This window comes from Paenibacillus sp. SAFN-054 (assembly GCF_051966755.1).
GTDB lineage: Bacteria > Bacillota > Bacilli > Paenibacillales > Paenibacillaceae > Paenibacillus_AQ.
Genome location: NZ_JBQCKS010000001.1, coordinates 2,457,540 through 2,474,399, shown reverse-complemented (window position 1 = coordinate 2,474,399; position 16,860 = coordinate 2,457,540). Strand labels below are relative to the sequence as shown.

16 protein-coding genes are annotated in these 16,860 nt (G+C 52.2%); 15 read left to right on the top strand and 1 reads right to left on the bottom strand.

What is annotated here, in order from left to right; translation table 11 throughout:
• The first annotated feature begins 209 nt into the window (after nt 1–209).
• Both ACTHPM_RS11250 and ACTHPM_RS11245 read left to right on the top strand, forming a co-directional pair.
• Complete coding sequence (locus tag ACTHPM_RS11250) at nt 210–1,637, top strand: alpha-L-fucosidase (RefSeq protein ID WP_440395250.1); 1,428 nt, start codon at nt 210–212, stop codon at nt 1,635–1,637.
• 74 nt (nt 1,638–1,711) lie between these two features.
• Nucleotides 1,712–3,037 carry a replication-associated recombination protein A gene (locus ACTHPM_RS11245; protein WP_440395249.1) on the top strand — a complete coding sequence of 442 codons (1,326 nt, stop codon included), beginning with the start codon at nt 1,712–1,714 and terminating at the stop codon, nt 3,035–3,037.
• Nucleotides 3,038–3,161: 124 nt separating this feature from the next.
• Here ACTHPM_RS11245 and mnmA read toward each other — a convergent pair whose 3' ends face one another.
• Nucleotides 3,162–4,298: a tRNA 2-thiouridine(34) synthase MnmA gene (gene mnmA / locus ACTHPM_RS11240; RefSeq protein ID WP_440395248.1), complete on the bottom strand. Its 1,137-nt coding sequence runs from the start codon at nt 4,296–4,298 to the stop codon at nt 3,162–3,164.
• A gap of 382 nt (nt 4,299–4,680) precedes the next feature.
• Between mnmA and cymR the strand changes: the two genes are divergently transcribed.
• The 13 genes from cymR (at nt 4,681) to ACTHPM_RS11175 (ending at nt 16,687) form a co-directional block, all read left to right on the top strand.
• Complete coding sequence (gene cymR, locus ACTHPM_RS11235; protein WP_440395247.1) at nt 4,681–5,100, top strand: cysteine metabolism transcriptional regulator CymR; 420 nt, start codon at nt 4,681–4,683, stop codon at nt 5,098–5,100.
• Between the two features lie 16 nt (nt 5,101–5,116).
• Entirely contained in the window at nt 5,117–6,268 is a 1,152-nt protein-coding gene (locus ACTHPM_RS11230) for a cysteine desulfurase family protein (protein ID WP_440395246.1), read from the top strand.
• Nucleotides 6,269–6,410: 142 nt separating this feature from the next.
• Nucleotides 6,411–6,932, top strand: coding sequence for a PRC-barrel domain-containing protein (locus tag ACTHPM_RS11225; RefSeq protein WP_440395245.1), 522 nt, complete (start codon nt 6,411–6,413; stop codon nt 6,930–6,932).
• A gap of 13 nt (nt 6,933–6,945) precedes the next feature.
• The gene (locus tag ACTHPM_RS11220; protein WP_440395244.1) at nt 6,946–7,152 is read left to right on the top strand and encodes a hypothetical protein; all 207 of its coding nucleotides are present in this window, start codon (nt 6,946–6,948) and stop codon (nt 7,150–7,152) included.
• A gap of 296 nt (nt 7,153–7,448) precedes the next feature.
• A complete protein-coding gene (locus tag ACTHPM_RS11215; protein ID WP_440395243.1) occupies nt 7,449–8,516 on the top strand; it encodes an AI-2E family transporter in 1,068 nt (355 codons plus the stop codon).
• 591 nt (nt 8,517–9,107) lie between these two features.
• The gene (gene alaS / locus ACTHPM_RS11210; RefSeq protein ID WP_440395242.1) at nt 9,108–11,729 is read left to right on the top strand and encodes an alanine--tRNA ligase; all 2,622 of its coding nucleotides are present in this window, start codon (nt 9,108–9,110) and stop codon (nt 11,727–11,729) included.
• A gap of 233 nt (nt 11,730–11,962) precedes the next feature.
• Nucleotides 11,963–12,223 carry an IreB family regulatory phosphoprotein gene (locus tag ACTHPM_RS11205; protein WP_127601893.1) on the top strand — a complete coding sequence of 87 codons (261 nt, stop codon included), beginning with the start codon at nt 11,963–11,965 and terminating at the stop codon, nt 12,221–12,223.
• 9 nt (nt 12,224–12,232) lie between these two features.
• Nucleotides 12,233–12,649 carry a Holliday junction resolvase RuvX gene (gene ruvX, locus ACTHPM_RS11200; RefSeq protein WP_440395241.1) on the top strand — a complete coding sequence of 139 codons (417 nt, stop codon included), beginning with the start codon at nt 12,233–12,235 and terminating at the stop codon, nt 12,647–12,649.
• 12 nt (nt 12,650–12,661) lie between these two features.
• The gene (locus ACTHPM_RS11195) at nt 12,662–12,973 is read left to right on the top strand and encodes a DUF1292 domain-containing protein (RefSeq protein ID WP_440395240.1); all 312 of its coding nucleotides are present in this window, start codon (nt 12,662–12,664) and stop codon (nt 12,971–12,973) included.
• Nucleotides 12,966–13,277: a DUF1292 domain-containing protein gene (locus tag ACTHPM_RS11190; protein ID WP_440395239.1), complete on the top strand. Its 312-nt coding sequence runs from the start codon at nt 12,966–12,968 to the stop codon at nt 13,275–13,277. Before ACTHPM_RS11195 ends, ACTHPM_RS11190 begins: the two co-directional genes overlap by 8 nt.
• A 105-nt stretch (nt 13,278–13,382) precedes the next feature.
• Nucleotides 13,383–14,429 carry an endolytic transglycosylase MltG gene (gene mltG / locus ACTHPM_RS11185; protein WP_440395238.1) on the top strand — a complete coding sequence of 349 codons (1,047 nt, stop codon included), beginning with the start codon at nt 13,383–13,385 and terminating at the stop codon, nt 14,427–14,429.
• Between the two features lie 12 nt (nt 14,430–14,441).
• Nucleotides 14,442–15,374 (top strand): peptidase U32 family protein, encoded by a 933-nt coding sequence (locus tag ACTHPM_RS11180; RefSeq protein ID WP_440395237.1) that lies wholly within the window; start codon nt 14,442–14,444, stop codon nt 15,372–15,374.
• Nucleotides 15,375–15,409: 35 nt separating this feature from the next.
• Nucleotides 15,410–16,687, top strand: coding sequence for a peptidase U32 family protein (locus ACTHPM_RS11175; protein WP_440395414.1), 1,278 nt, complete (start codon nt 15,410–15,412; stop codon nt 16,685–16,687).
• Nucleotides 16,688–16,860: the final 173 nt, after the last annotated feature.

Below are 16,860 nucleotides of genomic sequence, written 5' to 3'. Positions count from 1 at the left end.
AATAACGCCGCAGGCCGCCGGAACCCGGACTGCGGCGTTTTCTCTAAATTCCAGAAAGGATCTCCGGCTGGAACCGTGTTTAGCGATATACCAGAAAGCACTTCAGAAATAATAAATGTTAAGGATACCTCCGGCAGCCGGCAGGTATCCTGTTTTTCTGGAAGAATGTTTTAAGGAACTACAGCTTAATCACATGGGAGGGTTCAGCAATGAGTGAAAGAATTCAGTATGCCGCGCAGGTGAAACCGACGGAAAGGCAGCTGGCGGTGCAGGAAATGGAGTTTTATTCATTTATACATTTTACGGTCAATACCTATACCGATCAGGAATGGGGGACGGGACAGGAGGATCCTGCGATCTTTAATCCGGCGGAGCTGGACGCAGACCAGTGGGTGGAAGCGGTCAAGTCAGCCGGTATGAAGGGGCTGATATTGACATGCAAGCATCATGACGGCTTCTGTTTGTGGCCAAGCCGGTACACGGAGCACTCGGTCAAGAGCAGTCCATGGAAGAACGGGCAGGGAGACGTGGTTCGGGAAGTATCCGATGCCTGCCGCAGGGGCGGAATCAAGTTCGGGATCTACCTGTCTCCTTGGGATCGGCATGAACCGACGTACGGGGACTCGGAGGTCTACAACGAATACTTTAAAAACCAGCTGCGGGAGCTTCTCACCGGTTACGGGGATATCTTCTGCGTCTGGTTTGACGGCGCATGTGGAGAAGGGCCGAACGGCAAGCGCCAGGTTTACGACTGGGACGCCTATTACGCGCTAATCCGCGAGCTGCAGCCGAATGCCTGCATTTCGGTGTGCGGACCTGACATCCGCTGGTGCGGCAACGAAGCTGGCCACTGCCGTCCGTCCGAGTGGAGCATCGTTCCGGCATCCTTGCAGGACAACGAGAAGATCCAGGAAAATTCCCAGCAGGAGGACAATCCGGAGTTTGCGCGCAAATTCAGCTCGGTGGATGAAGACCTGGGCAGCAGGGAAGCGATCGGCCCGGAGCGCAGCCTCATATGGTATCCGGCCGAGGTGAACACGTCGATCCGCCCGGGCTGGTTCTATCATGCTGCCGAGGATGACAAGGTGAAGTCGCTGGAGGAGCTCTTGCACGTGTATGAAGGCTCCGTCGGCGGCAATGCGACGTTCCTGCTGAATTTGCCGCCGGACCGCCGCGGGCTCATTCATGAGAAGGATGTGCAAAGACTGCGGGAGCTGGGCGAAGCCCTTCGCCGTAGATACGGCGTCAATCTGGCGGCAGCTGCCGCTGCGAGCGCGTCCGAATCGGAAGAAGGTCATGGTGCGGAGCAGGCGGTTGACGGTAACCGCGACTCGTTCTGGGCACCGAAGCCGGGGACGGAGCAGGCCTCGATCGAAATCGATCTGGGCCAGGAGCAGACCTTCGGCCGCGTGATTCTGCAGGAATACCGCTACAGCCAGCGGATCGAGCGCTTCACGCTCGAATGCAAGATCGGCGGCGAGTGGAAGTCCATCTACAGCGGTACCGTGGTCGGGCGCAAAAAAATATGCGGATTCGAAGCCGTAAGCAGCCGCTTCATCCGCCTGAACATCACCGAATCGCGCTGGTGGCCGAATCTCTCCGCCTTCGAGGTATATGGCAGCGATACGAACGCATGATCCGGGCGGACTGATGTGTTATGATAGGGGGACAGCAATTCATAACGAAATTAGCTCGAGGGACGTGAATACACATGGATTTATTTTCTTTCCAGCAGGAGTCGGAACCGAGCGGCAGGCTGCTTGCCGACCGGATGCGTCCGACCAGTCTGGATGAATATATCGGGCAGGAACATATTATCGGCCCCGGAAAGCTGCTGCGCCGGGCGATCGAAGCGGACCAGGTTTCGTCAATCCTGCTGTACGGTCCGCCGGGATGCGGCAAGACGACGCTGGCCCATATCATATCGCAAAGGACGCAGGCAGACTTCGTCCGCCTGAATGCGGTGGATGCCTCCGTCAAAGACGTGCGGGAAGTGATCGACCGCGCACAAACCAATAAATCGATGTACGGCACGAAGACGATCCTGTTTCTGGATGAGGTGCATCGTTTCAACAGCTCGCGGCAGGACGCGCTGCTGCCGGCGGTAGAGAAAGGAACGATCATCTTTATCGGTGCCACGACAGAGAATCCGTTCCATTACGTGAACGGGGCCTTGATGAGCCGCTCGACCTTATTTCAGCTGGAACCTCTGACGAAGGAGCACTCGCTCATTGCCATGAGGCGTGCGCTTGTCGATGCCGACAAGGGGCTCGGCTTCATGAAGCTGCAGGTAGATGAAAAAGCGCTGGCTCACATTGCGACCATGGCGAACGGCGACATTCGCAGGGCGCTGAACGCGCTGGAGCTTGCAGCCATGACGACGCCGCCGGAGGCTGACGGCACCGTGCATATTACGCTGGAGGTGGCGGAGGAATCGATCCGCCGCCCCATCGTGCGTGCCGACGAATCGACGCAGTACGACGTGCTGTCCGCCTTCCATAAGAGCATCCGCGGATCGAGCGATGCCGCGCTCTTCTGGTTTCTCTATGCCGTCGAGAAGCTGGGGATGGACCCGATGGTGTTCATCCGCCGGTTGATCGCGGCAAGCAGCGAGGATATCGGTCTCGCGAATCCGCAGGCGATGGTGCAGGCCGTGAGCGCGCTTGACGCATACCGGAACAACGGTTGGCCGGAAGCGAAGCTGAACATCGCCCAGGCGATCCTGTTTGCCGTTGAAAGTCCGAAATCAAATGCCGTCTATACGGCAATATCGCGTGCAATGACGGCGATCGACGACATGAAATCGGCGGAGGTGCCGCTGCATCTGCGGGACACCCATTACAAAGGCGCCGTAAAGCTGGGGCATGAAGGTTATAAATACCCTCATGACTTTCCGGGTCATTATGTGAAGCAGGATTATCTGCCGAAGGAGATTTCGCGGCGCGTATTCTACCAGGCGACGGAGCAGGGGAACGAGTCCAAGATTCAGATCAATCAAGAGCGCAGACGCAAACAGTTCCTTTCCGGAGAAGAATGATCGCCTTACGGGGAAATATTCGAGGATAGGAGCAGGATTCCATAGGCTCCATAGAGAAATGTTTTGCACAGACGAAAAAGCCACTGCCGCGGAGTTTCCGGGCAATGGCTTCAGCGTTTGTGCTTTATTTTTTTTGCAGCACGGGGAGCTTGTAAGGGACTTTCTCTACTTTATCAATGGTCCCGCCGCCAAGGCATATGTCATCTTGATAGAAGACAACGGCTTGTCCTGGCGTAATCGCTTTTTGCTGCTGGGCAAACTGGACATGGACGCTTCCGTCCTCCAGCCATTCCAGCGTCACCTGCTGATCGGGCTGACGGTAGCGGAACTTGGCGGTGCAGTTGAAAGGCTCTTTGGGCACGTTCCCTTCGCCTGCAATCCAGTTCACGCCGGTAGCAACCAGACCGGTCGAATACAGGCTTGGATGCTTGTCGCCTTGCACGACATACAGGATGTTCTGTTCCAGATCCTTATCGGCCACGAACCAAGGCTCGCCGTTACCGGAACCGCCGATGCCAAGGCCTTGGCGCTGTCCGAGCGTGTAATACATCAGGCCGTCGTGGCGGCCTTTGACTTCACCCGTAGCAATGTCCACCATAATTCCGGACTGGGCGGGAAGATATTGGCTCAGGAATTCCTTGAAATTGCGCTCGCCGATGAAGCAGACGCCGGTGCTGTCTTTCTTCTTGGCGGTGTACAAGCCCGCGGCTTCCGCAATCCGGCGTACTTCCGGTTTTGGAAGATGCCCGATCGGGAACATCGCCTTCGACAGCTGCTGCTGGTTCAGCGCGTTCAAGAAGTACGTCTGGTCCTTGTTGCCGTCCACGCCGCGAAGGAGTTTGAAGACGCCGTCTTCTTCCACGACGCGGGCATAATGGCCTGTGGCTACATAATCAGCGCCGAGATTGAGCGCTTTCTGAAGAAATTCGCCGAATTTGATTTCGCGGTTGCACATCACGTCAGGATTTGGAGTACGTCCCGCCTTATATTCATCAAGGAAATAGGAGAATACTTTATCAAAGTATTCCTTTTCGAAATTGACCGTGTAATAAGGGATGTCTATTTGTTCGCAAACGCGGCGCACATCCTCCGCATCCTGCTCGGCGGTGCAGACCCCGAATTCATCGGTGTCATCCCAGTTTTTCATGAAGATGCCGATGACATCGTATCCCTGCTCCTTTAGCAGAAGTGCGGTAACCGAGGAATCGACCCCGCCGGACATGCCGACGACGACGCGTGTATTTTGATTGTTGTTTGACAAAGTAATCACCATTTCTATTTTGAAATTGTGCCCATGATCGTATTTTAACACAACCTGACGTGGATCACACCAGAAAAGGATTGTCCGCACCGGAAGAACAGTGGGAAGTTCGGACACGGGGGATTTAAGATGAATGAAAGGCCCGGTTCCGGTAAAGCGAGAGCGATTCCTGAACGGCAGGGGGATTTTCGCTGAAGGCGTCTGTCTTCTGTGGAAGTACTTCGAAAGACGGTTTTCATACCAAAAGCCTGCCGGATATGTTACCATAAGCAAAGGGTTGTGATCGGAATACGCAGAAATGCCTGTTGACGCGGGGATTTCCATTTTCTGACCACGTGGATAAAACCAAAGAAACATGAACATTTTGAAAGAGGTGCCACCTTTGAAGATTTCAACAAAAGGGCGTTACGGCCTGACGATAATGATGGAGCTTGCGGCAAAATACGGCGAAGGCCCCATATCTCTGAAAAGCATCGCCGAGAAAAACCAGCTTTCCGAACATTACTTGGAGCAGCTGATCGCACCGCTGCGAAATGCGGGTCTCGTCAAAAGCGTCCGCGGCGCATACGGCGGTTATATCCTGTCGCGCGAGGCGTCTGAGATTACGGCAGGGGACGTGATCCGTGTGCTGGAAGGACCGATCTCCCCGGTGGATTTTACAGAAGAAGATGATCCTGCCAAGCGCAACTTGTGGCTTCGCATCCGCGACGGCATTGCAAGCGTCCTGGATTCAACGACGCTGCTGGACTTGATATCGTATCAGGAACAGGATGCTGCCGACAACTACATGTTCTACATTTAATAAAGGAGATGCAATGATGAATTCCATTTATTTGGATCATGCGGCATCCACACCCGTACATCCCCAAGTAGCCGAAGAAATGATGAAAGTGATGACCGGACAGTTCGGCAATGCTTCAAGCGTTCATGCTTTTGGACGTTCCGCCAAGCGGACGGTAAGCGAAGCCAGAGATTTGATCGCCAAGTCTCTGGGCTGTTTTCCGGATGAAATCGTCTTTACCGCCGGCGGGACCGAAAGCGACAACCTTGCCTTGTTTGGTGCCCTGCCTTCCATCGAAGGCGCCGGCAAGCATATCATTACTTCGTCGATCGAGCATCATGCCGTACTGCATGCCTGCGAGGAGCTGGAGAATCTCGGATACCGCGTCACCTATCTGCCCGTGGATTCCACGGGGAGGGTACGGATCGAAGATGTGGAGAATGCCTTGACGCAGGATACCGTGTTAATCAGCATTATGTATGCCAATAATGAAGTCGGAACCGTGCAGCCTATCGCGGAAATCGGGGAGCTTGCAAGACGCCGTGGAGTTCTTTTCCACGTCGATGCCGTGCAGGCTTTGGGAGCGATACCGATATCCTGCCACGAGTTGCCGGTCGATCTGATGAGCTTTTCCGCCCATAAAATCAATGGTCCCCAGGGAGTAGGCGCGCTTTATGTTCGCCGCGGTGTTCACCTGGCGCCAAGGCTTCACGGAGGTCTGCAAGAGAAAAAACGCCGTGCGGGCACGGAAAACATGGCGGGAATTGCCGGCTTTGGCAAAGCCGTGAGCATCGCAGCCGCGCATTTGGAGGAACGCAGAGATCATGATCTCATGCTCCGGCACACCTTGATTGGCACGCTGGAACAGGAACTTGGACGAGACTCGTTTATCATCAACGGACACCCCTCTGAATTTTTACCTCACATACTGAATATCAGCTTCCCGGACACCGACACGGAGACACTCTTGATGAACCTGGATATGGAAGGCATAGCAGCCGCCAGCGGCTCAGCTTGCACTTCGGGTTCACTTGAAGTTTCCCATGTACTTCAGGCTATGAAACTTCCACAAAATGTTTTGCGCTCCGCGATTCGTTTCAGCTTTGGATTGGGTAATACTACTGAAGATATGGAATACACCGCCCACAAAATTGCAACCATTCTTCGTCGTTTACGTAATAGAAGTTAGGGATTCTCTATGTATGGACAAGGAGGGAGGAGTGTTCCATACCATCCGGAAAATCAATGGATTGATGCCTCGGAGGCATCCTTCCCGCGCCTGGCGGGATTCCTTGGTTTAAATCTGAATAGGGATAGGTGGGATCCTGGCCATGAAGTTCCAAGAATTGATCGGGCTTGCCGTATTTGATGTAGAGGAAGGCAAGGAGATCGGAAAAGTCAGCGATGTTTGGATCAGCGAGGACTGGAGAATAGAAGCGCTGGAGCTTGAGGGCAAAGGACTCTTTTCCAGTTCGGCCAAGTCCGTGTCCTGGGAGGACATTATGGCATATGGCGAGGACGCTGTGATGATTCGTAATCAACAGGCTGTTCGAAAGACGGGGGCCGACGACATACAATATACCTATCTTTTGGGTAAAAACAAATTCAAGGACCAGAACGTATTGACGGAGGATGGCATCCTGCTCGGAAAAGTAACGGATGTTTATTTTGACCAGGAAATGGGAAATACAATATTAGGTCTGGAAATCAGCGACGGCTTTGTCTCGGACCTGATGGAAGGCCGCAAATGGCTGCCGCTTACACAGGACATGTCCATCGGTAAAAATGCGATTATGGTCCCTCCAATGAGCGAGGAGCGTTTGGAGAAAACCATTCATTCTGTTAACGGATAGGTGATTAATGAATATGAGATGTCCCAACTGCAATTCCAAAGATATCGGTAAAATCGGTTCCCATCAGTTTTATTGCTGGGGCTGCTTTATCGAACTGACGGTCAACGGAGAGAAAATGTCCGTGTATCAAGTAGAGGAAGACGGAACGCTGAGTTCGCTGGATGACCTGTTTTTCGAAGAGATTCCCCAAGACTTTCCGCATATTCATGCATCCTCATAATTTGAACTGATGAAAGGGAACGCATGTCTCCCGTATTCCATATGGAATCAGGGCGAAGTAAGGCGAAACTCTAGTTCAATTTTTATAATGGATCGTGAACTTATGAACAAGCAATTTTCATGTTAAAAGAAACCCATCACTAGCGCTCGCTTGAGGCGCACGTTAGTGATGGGTTTCTTTTTTTCGCATCATACATGGGTATATCAATGGAACGCAAGGTTCATTTGGAAGAAGGTTAATTTTTTCCTTTCGTACATATAATAACGTGTACAGCAAGTCCGGAAGGAGGATAACGCTTGGAAAAGCTGGCTTCTAACAAATGGTTCCGCCTGTTAATATGGGTCATACTTGGCCTCATCGCACTATATTTCATTTGGCTGCTCCGGCCGATGTTCATGAATATTTATCACTTTTTCAAGGCGATTCTGGCTCCGTTCATCGTGGCCATGATTATCTCGTACGTGCTGAATCCCGTCGTATGTATGCTGGCTGACCGGAAAATGCCGAGGGGCATTGCGGTGCTTCTCATCTATGCTGTTTTCCTTACCAGCCTGGCCGTCATCCTGATCAACATGATCCCGCTGCTTCTGGAACAGATGGAAGAACTGAACGAGCATCTGCCCGAAATGACCATGCACGCCCAGAGCCTGATGACCCGGCTGGATCAAAAGCTGCTGCCTGACGGGGTTATGGCCGGGGTAGACCGATGGTTTCTGCAGTGGGAGGACAGGCTTGCCAAAGGTATATCCGATTTCATCGACCATATCGGCACAACGATCAACATCGTTTTGAACCTGTTCATCATTCCGTTTCTTATCTTTTATATTCTCAAGGATTTTGATGTGTTTGAGAGGGCTATTGTGTCCTATCTGCCACGCTCCCGCCGAAAAGCAACGGTGAGCCTGCTCAAGGAGATCGATCTTGCCCTCGGGAATTATGTGCGCGGACAGTTCCTGGTATGCCTGATCATCGGGGTGCTTGCGTATATCGGGTACATGCTGATCGGCATGCCGTACGCGCTGCTTATGGCCAGTATCGTCGCCGTATTTAACATCGTACCGTATTTGGGCCCATTTCTTGGGGCAGCACCAGCGGTGGTTATGGCATCCACGATTTCCTGGAAAATGGTGATGCTCGTCATCGTCGTGAACTGGATCTGCCAACTGCTCGAAAGCAATGTCATCTCTCCGCAGGTGGTCGGGAAAAAGCTGCATTTGCATCCCATCGTCATCATTTTTGCATTGTTGGTCGGGGGAGAGCTTGCGGGTATCGTAGGCCTCATTTTGGCTGTCCCGGTATTTGCGGTGCTGAAGGTGCTTCTCCAGCATATATTCGCTTATTACGTGAAGCGCAAAACCGTCTGAGCTGCCTCATTGACATTCAAATGCGCCGCCGATATACTGGATAACATATGAGTAAAAATGGACAAAGCGTCGACGAAATAAAGTACGGCAGCTGAGCTCCCTGGGACAGAGAACGGATTCCTTCACGCTTCGCGTGATGGCTGCAAGAATCCGCATGCGGGCGATGCCGGAAAGCTGATTTCGGAGTGCGGGCAAAACCCGCCGGATAGCCCCGTTACAGGCTGATACGAGGAGATTGCTCGAAGTATAGAAGCGGTGTGCATGTCATGTGCTTGCATTTGCTGAAGATACGAAGCGCAATAACCAGGGTGGTACCGCGATATGATCGTCCCTGAATTTATTCAGGGGCGTTTTTATGTTGTTCAGGGTCATAACAAACAAAAATAATTTCTTGACCGCGTGCAAGGTGGCGACTTCGGTTACGGATCGTTCTTGTCTTCTTCAGACCGATTCCGTGAATATCACATGAAATACATAACCAACTGTATTCATTTGATCATACCTCCGCTGCTCTTGCCCTGATCAAATCTTATTTGTGATTGTTGAACCGTTTTTGCTAAAGACTAATTTTGAAGCTGGGGGCTGTTAAAAATGAAAGCAAGTGAAATCCGTGCCAAGTGGCTGGAGTTTTTCGCAAGTAAAGGACACAAAATCGAGCCGAGCGCACCGCTCGTTCCGCATAACGATCCATCCCTTTTGTGGATTAATGCCGGCATGGCACCGCTGAAGCCATATTTCGACGGACGGATCAGCCCGGAGAACCCGCGCCTGACCAACTCTCAGAAATGCATCCGCACCAACGACATCGAGAACGTCGGCAAAACCCGCCGTCACCATACGTTTTTCGAAATGCTCGGCAACTTCTCGATCGGCGATTACTTCAAAGAAGAAGCTATTACATGGGCATGGGAATTCCTAACCGGTAAAGAATGGATCGGCTTCGACCCTGAGCGCCTGTCCGTAACCGTATATCCGGAGGATGAAGAAGCATTCAAGTTCTGGAATGAAAAAATCGGCCTGCCGGCAGAGCGCATCGTGAAGCTGGAGGACAACTTCTGGGATATCGGCGAAGGTCCTTGCGGACCATGTACGGAAATTTTCTATGACCGCGGCGATGCCTACGGCGACCTGTCCGATCCCGAAATGTTCCCTGGCGGGGAAAACGAGCGCTTCCTGGAAGTATGGAACCTCGTGTTCTCGCAGTTCAACCATAACAAAGACGGCTCTTACACGCCGCTTCCCAACAAGAATATCGATACCGGCGCAGGTCTCGAGCGCTTTGCTTCCATTCTGCAGAACGTGGATTCGAACTTCGATACCGACCTGTTCCAGCCGATTATTCAGCAGACGGCCAAACTGGCGGGGGTGAAATACAATGACAGCGTGGAAAAAGACGTGGCGCTTAAAGTGATTGCCGACCACGTACGTACGGTTGCTTTCGCGGTAGCGGACGGGGTGCTCCCTTCCAATGAAGGACGCGGATACGTTATCCGCCGCCTGCTCCGCCGTGCCGTGCGTTACGGCAAGGTGCTGGGTCTCGACCGTCCGTTCCTGTACACGCTGACCGAGACGGTCGGCGACATTATGGGTGTGTACTATTCGGAGGTTGTCGAGAAGCGCGAATTCATCGAGAAGGTCATCCGTACCGAAGAGGAACGTTTCCACGAGACGCTGTCCGAGGGATTGGCGATTCTGGAAGACATCAGCAAAAACGCGCTGGAAAGCAGCAGCAAAATGATCAGCGGCCCGGATGCCTTTAAGCTGTACGACACCTATGGCTTCCCGCTCGATTTGACGGAAGACTACGCCATGGAGCATGGCCTGACCGTCGACAAGGACGGCTTTGACGCCTCGATGCAGGAGCAGCGCGACCGCGCGCGTGCAGCCCGTCAAGATAACGGCGGCATGAAGGTGCAGGGCGGCGTACTCTCCGATTATACGGTTAAAAGCGAATTTGTTGGTTATAATGACACCGTAACCGAGTCCAAAATATTAGCCATCATCGTGGATGATGCGATGGTAGACACGGCAGTAGAAGGACAGTCCTGCCAGGTCATTCTGGATGCGACGCCATTCTACGCCGAAAGCGGCGGCCAGGTCAGCGACCAGGGGCTTCTGCGCGGCGGTAGCGTAACGGCGAAAGTGGAAGGCTTGTACAAAGCCCCGCATGGCCAGCACGTGCATGTCGTTACCGTTGAGGCCGGCGAACTGAAGGTCGGTGAAACGGTGAAGGCGGAAGTGGATCAAGCGAACCGCCGGGATATCGTCAAGAACCATACGGCGACCCACCTGCTTCATAAAGCGCTGAAAGAAGTATTGGGCGAGCATGTTAACCAGGCAGGTTCCTTGGTAGAGCCGCAGCGTCTGCGGTTCGACTTCTCCCATTTCGGAAGCATTACACCTGAAGAACTTACCGATATCGAGCGCCGCGTCAACGAGCAAATCTGGAACGGCATTCAGGTCAATATCGAATTCAAACCGATTGATGAAGCCAAGTCGATGGGAGCTATGGCCCTTTTCGGCGAAAAATACGGCGACATCGTGCGCGTCGTTCAAATTGGGGATTATAGCCTTGAGCTTTGCGGCGGCTGCCATGTCCGCAATACGTCAGAGATCGGCATCTTCAAGCTTGTGAGCGAAAGCGGCATCGGCTCCGGCGTGCGCCGGATCGAGGCGGTGACCGGACGCTCCGCATACCAGTTCATCGAAGGTCAGCTCGATTTGCTTAAACAATCGGCAGAGCTGCTGAAGTCCAATCTGAATGACGTACCAAAACGCATCGAATCGGTTCATGCCCAAATGAAGGAACTGGGCCGGGAGAACGAATCGCTGCAAAGCAAGCTCAGCCTGATTGAAGCCGGACAGCTGACGGATCAGGTGAAGACGGTAGGCGGCAAGGAACTGCTTGCGGCCCGCGTGAGTGTCGGCAGCATGGATGGGCTCCGTACCCTTGCGGATGAGCTGAAGAATAAGCTGCCATCGGCAGTACTGGTTCTTGGCGCAGCGATCGAAGACAAGGTGAATTTCGTCGTATCCGTGCCTCAGGAACTGACCAAGTCAGGACTGCACGCAGGCAAGCTGGTGAAGGAAATCGCTTCGGTTTGCGGCGGAGGCGGAGGCGGGCGTCCAGATATGGCGCAGGCTGGTGCCAAGGACGCAAGCAAGCTGGATGAAGCGCTGAAGCTGGCGGAAGAGCTCGTATCGCAGGCTTAACACAAAATTCTAATGGAGGGATTCGGCAATGAAGCAGGGGCTGATTTGCACGAACCTTCCATTTATACAATAAACCCTGAAGCTGTCAAATTCGAAGAATTTTCGTTTTATTTGCGAATGGAGTTTCCTTACCGCGGGATGAGTATGTTATATTAGAAGTAGATATGAAGCCTAAAGAATCAATTCGTCAAAGTGTGCGTAAGGCATGCTTTTGAAGAAGCGAGGTGTCACAAATGGACTCCATGGATAAAACGATGAAGTTTAACGTTAAGGGCGACGAGAAGGAAGCATCCTCGAAGGATATCCTTCTTACGGTGTATGACGCGCTGGTTGAGAAGGAATACAATCCGATCAATCAGATTGTCGGCTATCTCCTCTCCGGGGATCCGGCCTACATTCCGCGCCATAATAACGCCAGAAGCCTGGTAAGAAAAAAAGAGCGTGATGAGTTGATTGAAGAGCTGGTCCGGTTCTACTTAGCCAATCACCGTTAGGAGAGCTTTATGAGAATCATGGGATTGGACTACGGCGACCGCAAAATTGGCGTTGCCGTCAGTGATTTATTCGGATGGACTGCACAGGGGCTCGAAGTGGTGGAACGCCGGCGTGACGGTGCCGAGATGGAGCGTATCGCGGACCTTGTCCGTGAGTACGAGGTCGAGGAGCTCGTCGTTGGACTGCCCAAGAACATGAATGGCAGCATCGGTCCCCGTGGTGAAATCTGTATCGATTTCGCTGACAAGCTTAAGGAAATGCTGGAATTACCCGTCCACCTGTGGGATGAGCGGCTGACAACCGTGTCTGCCGAGCGGACGCTGATTGAGGCTGATGTCAGCCGGAAGAAGCGAAAGCAAGTTGTGGATAAGATGGCTGCAAGCTTGATTTTGCAAAATTATTTAGACTCAAAGACTAAAGGGTGAGGGTGATAACAGATGGCCAATGAGCGTAACTTATTTGAGGAAGAAGAACCGGAAGTTATATATATTCCCGATGACGAAGGCAACGAGGAAGAATTCGAAGTCATCATGAAATTCGAAGTGGACGGATCGGACTCCAAGTACATGATGGTCGTTCCGCTGGAAGCCGGGGACGAGGATTCAGACGAGGTTTACGCATTCCGCTATGAAGAAGACGGCGATGACCTGAAGCTTTATATGATTGAAGACGATGAAGAGTGGCAGATCGTCGAAGAAACATTCAACACCCTGGTGGCTGAACTCGACGGAGGTAATGAACATGACTGATTATTCTGCAGACCAGGCTGTCTGGACTTCCGTTCTGAAGGAAGCCTTCGGCCCGACTGTAGAGCTGGAGGATGAAGACGGTTCCACAGAAGTCTATGATCTGACAGCGGAATTTGAAATAGGCGGCCAAACGTACGCGGTGCTTCAAAGCCCCGAGGACGGCGACGGCGAGTACAATATACTCAAAGTCGTGAAGGCGGAAGACGGGAGTCTCGAGCTGGCAACGATCGATGATGACGACGAATGGGAAAACATCACCGAGCTGTACGATGAAATGACTTTCCCGGATGACAGCATGAATTAGATTAAAGATCTGCAGCTTCCTTATGAACAGACAAAATTTCAAAATGAATAAACCTAAGAGGGCGGTGCAGACCGTCCTTTTTGGTTGTGAAGGGTTGGATTTTTCTTGAAAGCTGTGAAAGTATTTGTAGTAATTCTGGTGATTCTTCTGCTTGGGGCAGGGGGAGGAGCGTATTACGTATGGAACGGCCTGCAGCCGGTGAAAGCCTCGGACCAACCTGTGAAATTCACGATCGAATCGGGTATGGGAACCGCGAAAATCGCGGAAGTGCTGCATCAGAATGGCCTGATCAAGAATTCAACGATCTTTAAAGGATACCTGAAGTGGAAGCATGAAGGCTCCCGTTTTCAAGCTGGCGTGTACGAAGCGAAGCCCGGTGCTACATTCGGCGAATTGATCGCGAAGCTGAATAGCGGGGATGTCGCCAAGGAAGAGATGGTCAAGATTACGATTCCTGAAGGTTATACCGTCGAGCAGATCGCCAAGAAGGTTAGCGAGGCAACCGGAACTTCGGCAGAGGAGTTTATAAAGCTGGCGGATCATCCGGGAGATGAGGCGGTCGTTGCCTTTAAAGAGGTTCCGGCAGACGCAGACTTGAAGCATGCAGCAGAGGGATATTTGTTCCCGGACACCTATGAGTTCAAAAAAGGAACAAATGACAGTGACATTTTTCATAGAATGATGGAGCAAATGCAAAGTAAAATTGACAGTATTCCTGATTTGCAGCAGAAGCTGAAGGATCGTGATATGACGCTGCATGAGCTTCTGACGATTGCATCCCTTGTTGAGCGCGAGGTCGTGGTGGATAAGGAGCGGCCTTTGGTGGCTGGAGTTATCTATAACCGCCTGGATCAACGAATGAAGCTTGAAATCGACGCCACGGTACAATATGCGCTAGCCGAACCGAAGGAAAGGCTCCTATACAAAGACCTTAAGGTCGAAAGCCCATACAACACGTACCTGCACGACGGGCTGCCACCGGGACCGATCTGCAGTCCGAGCGTGGCCTCTATCGAAGCGGCACTCAGCCCCAAGGCATCCGAATATTTATATTACGTTACGAAGAAGGACGGCTCGCATGAGCATCTGTTTGCCAAGACGTATCAGGAGCATTTGAAAAACATAAAGAAAAGCAATAGCACGACGAAATAAAAGAGGTGCCGTATGACGAAACAACTTGAGCTGCTCGTTACCGCAGGCTCATTGCAGGAATGTGCTGCATATCTGGACGCGGGAGCGAGCGAACTGCTTATCGGAGATGCACGGTTCGGGCTCAGGCTGCCCGGGCCGTTTACAGAATCGGAGATTCGTGAGGCGGTGCAGCTTGGACATGCCCGCCATGCCAAAGTCATCGTAAGTTTGACCAACGTCATGACGAATGACATGCTCAAGCTGCTTCCCGACTATATTTTATTGCTGAAGGATGCGGGCGTGTACGCGGTGGAATACAGCGATCCTTCCGTACTCGCCGCCGTTAAAACTTACGCACCATCCATCAGACTGCATTGGAACGCAGAAATGATGTCCACCAACTATGCCACTGCCAACTATTGGGGACGCAAAGGGGCTACGCGGATTGCCACGGCTAAAGAGCTGAACATGGACGAGCTTCTGGAGCTCAAGCAGCATCTGGATATCGAGGCTCAGGTCCAGGTACATGGCATGACGAACATCTACCATTCCAAAAGGAAGCTGGTCGAGAGCTACATGATCCGTCAAGGCCGGCCGGTCGAAGGCGGCAGTCTGGACAAGGATCGCGGATTATTTCTGGTCGAAGCAGACCGGCCGCAGGAGAAATACCCGATTTTTGAAGACCATAACGGGACGCATATTATGAGCTCCGACGATATTTGCATACTGGAGGATTTGCATTTGCTGATGCAGGCAGGCATCGACAGCTTCAAAATCGAAGGCTTCATGAAGCCCGTTGATTACAACACGGCAGTTGTGAAGGCATACCGGACGGCGATCGATACGTACCTGAATCATCCGGCGGATTATGTCTTCCGCGAGGAGTGGCTCGATCAGGTCAGGGAGCTTCAGGACCCGGAGCGGGAGCTTACGTTCGGATTCTTTTACAAGGAGCAAGTCTATTAGAACATGAAAGGGAGGTGTCAATCGCCTTGGAGGAAATGCTCTCTAAACCGAAATACCGGGGGAAACGGGTCAGACTCGACAAACCCGAGCTGCTGGCACCTGCCGGCAACCTGGAAAAACTGAAATTCGCCGTTCATTACGGAGCGGATGCGGTATACATCGGCGGCCAAAAATACGGACTGCGCTCAAACGCTGACAATTTCTCCTTCGAGGAAATGCGCGAGGGTGTGGAATTTGCGAGCAAATACGGAGCCAAAGTGTTCGTGGCTACGAACATTTACGTGCATAACGAGGATATCGAAGGTATTGAGGAATATTTGCGAAATCTTTATGAAGCCGGAATTACGGCCATCATTGCGGCTGACCCCGCCATTATCGAGGTGGCTCAGCGGGCCGTGCCGCTGCTTGAGGTGCATCTCAGCACGCAGCAGTCCACGCTGAACTGGCAGGCCGTTAAGTTCTGGAAGGACGAAGGACTTCCTCGTGTCGTCTTGGGCAGAGAGGCAAGTTTGGAGGAAATCGCGGAGATTAAAAATAATGTCGAAATCGAGATGGAGACCTTTATCCACGGGGCGATGTGCTCCTCGATCTCGGGCCGCTGCGTGCTTTCCAACCACTTCACAGACCGGGATTCCAACCGGGGAGGCTGCTGTCAGTCCTGCCGATGGAAATACGATCTGTTCGAAGACGGAACGGAAGAGGAGAATCCAGCTGGGGGGATAGCGCGCATTCCGCTATTTGAAGAGGAGGACCCTGCTTTTACGATGGGCTCGAAGGACCTCTGTATGCTGGAGCACATTCCGGATTTGATTGAGGCAGGCATCGACAGCTTCAAAATCGAAGGACGGATGAAGTCCATCCATTATGTTGCAACGGTGGTCAACGTATACCGCCAAGCCATCGACGCCTACTTCGAAGACCCCGAAAATTATGAATTGAAGCAGGAGTGGCTGGACGAACTCCACAAAGCTGCCAACCGTCCGCTGAACACCGGCTTTTTCTATGACATTCCGGATCACGAGGATCATATTTACGAGCCTGAAGATAAGGCTGCTCCCTATGATTTTGCCGGACTAGTGCTTGAGTATGATGAAACATCCCGAATGGCTGTCATTCAGCAGCGCAATTATTTCAAGCAAGGCCAGGAGATCGAGTTTTTTGGCCCGAACGGAACCTTCTTCAAACAAACCGTGACGGAAATGTGGGATGACGAGGGACAACCATTGGAAGCAGCACGGCATCCCCTGCAGCGAATTCACATGCGGGTGGATCATCCGGTCGCATACTTCGATATGCTGCGCAGAAAGCATTAACAGCTGATAGTTCCCCTTACAAACTGCCGGTGAAACCGCTGAACACTTCACGTTCAGCGGTTTTTTTGATGCGGGACGACAGGACCATCCTCTTTAGGAAAATAGTTATAAAGAATTTTACGGAAAACCAAAGGATAATGGTGGAAAATGTCGAAGAATAAAGTAGGATTGCT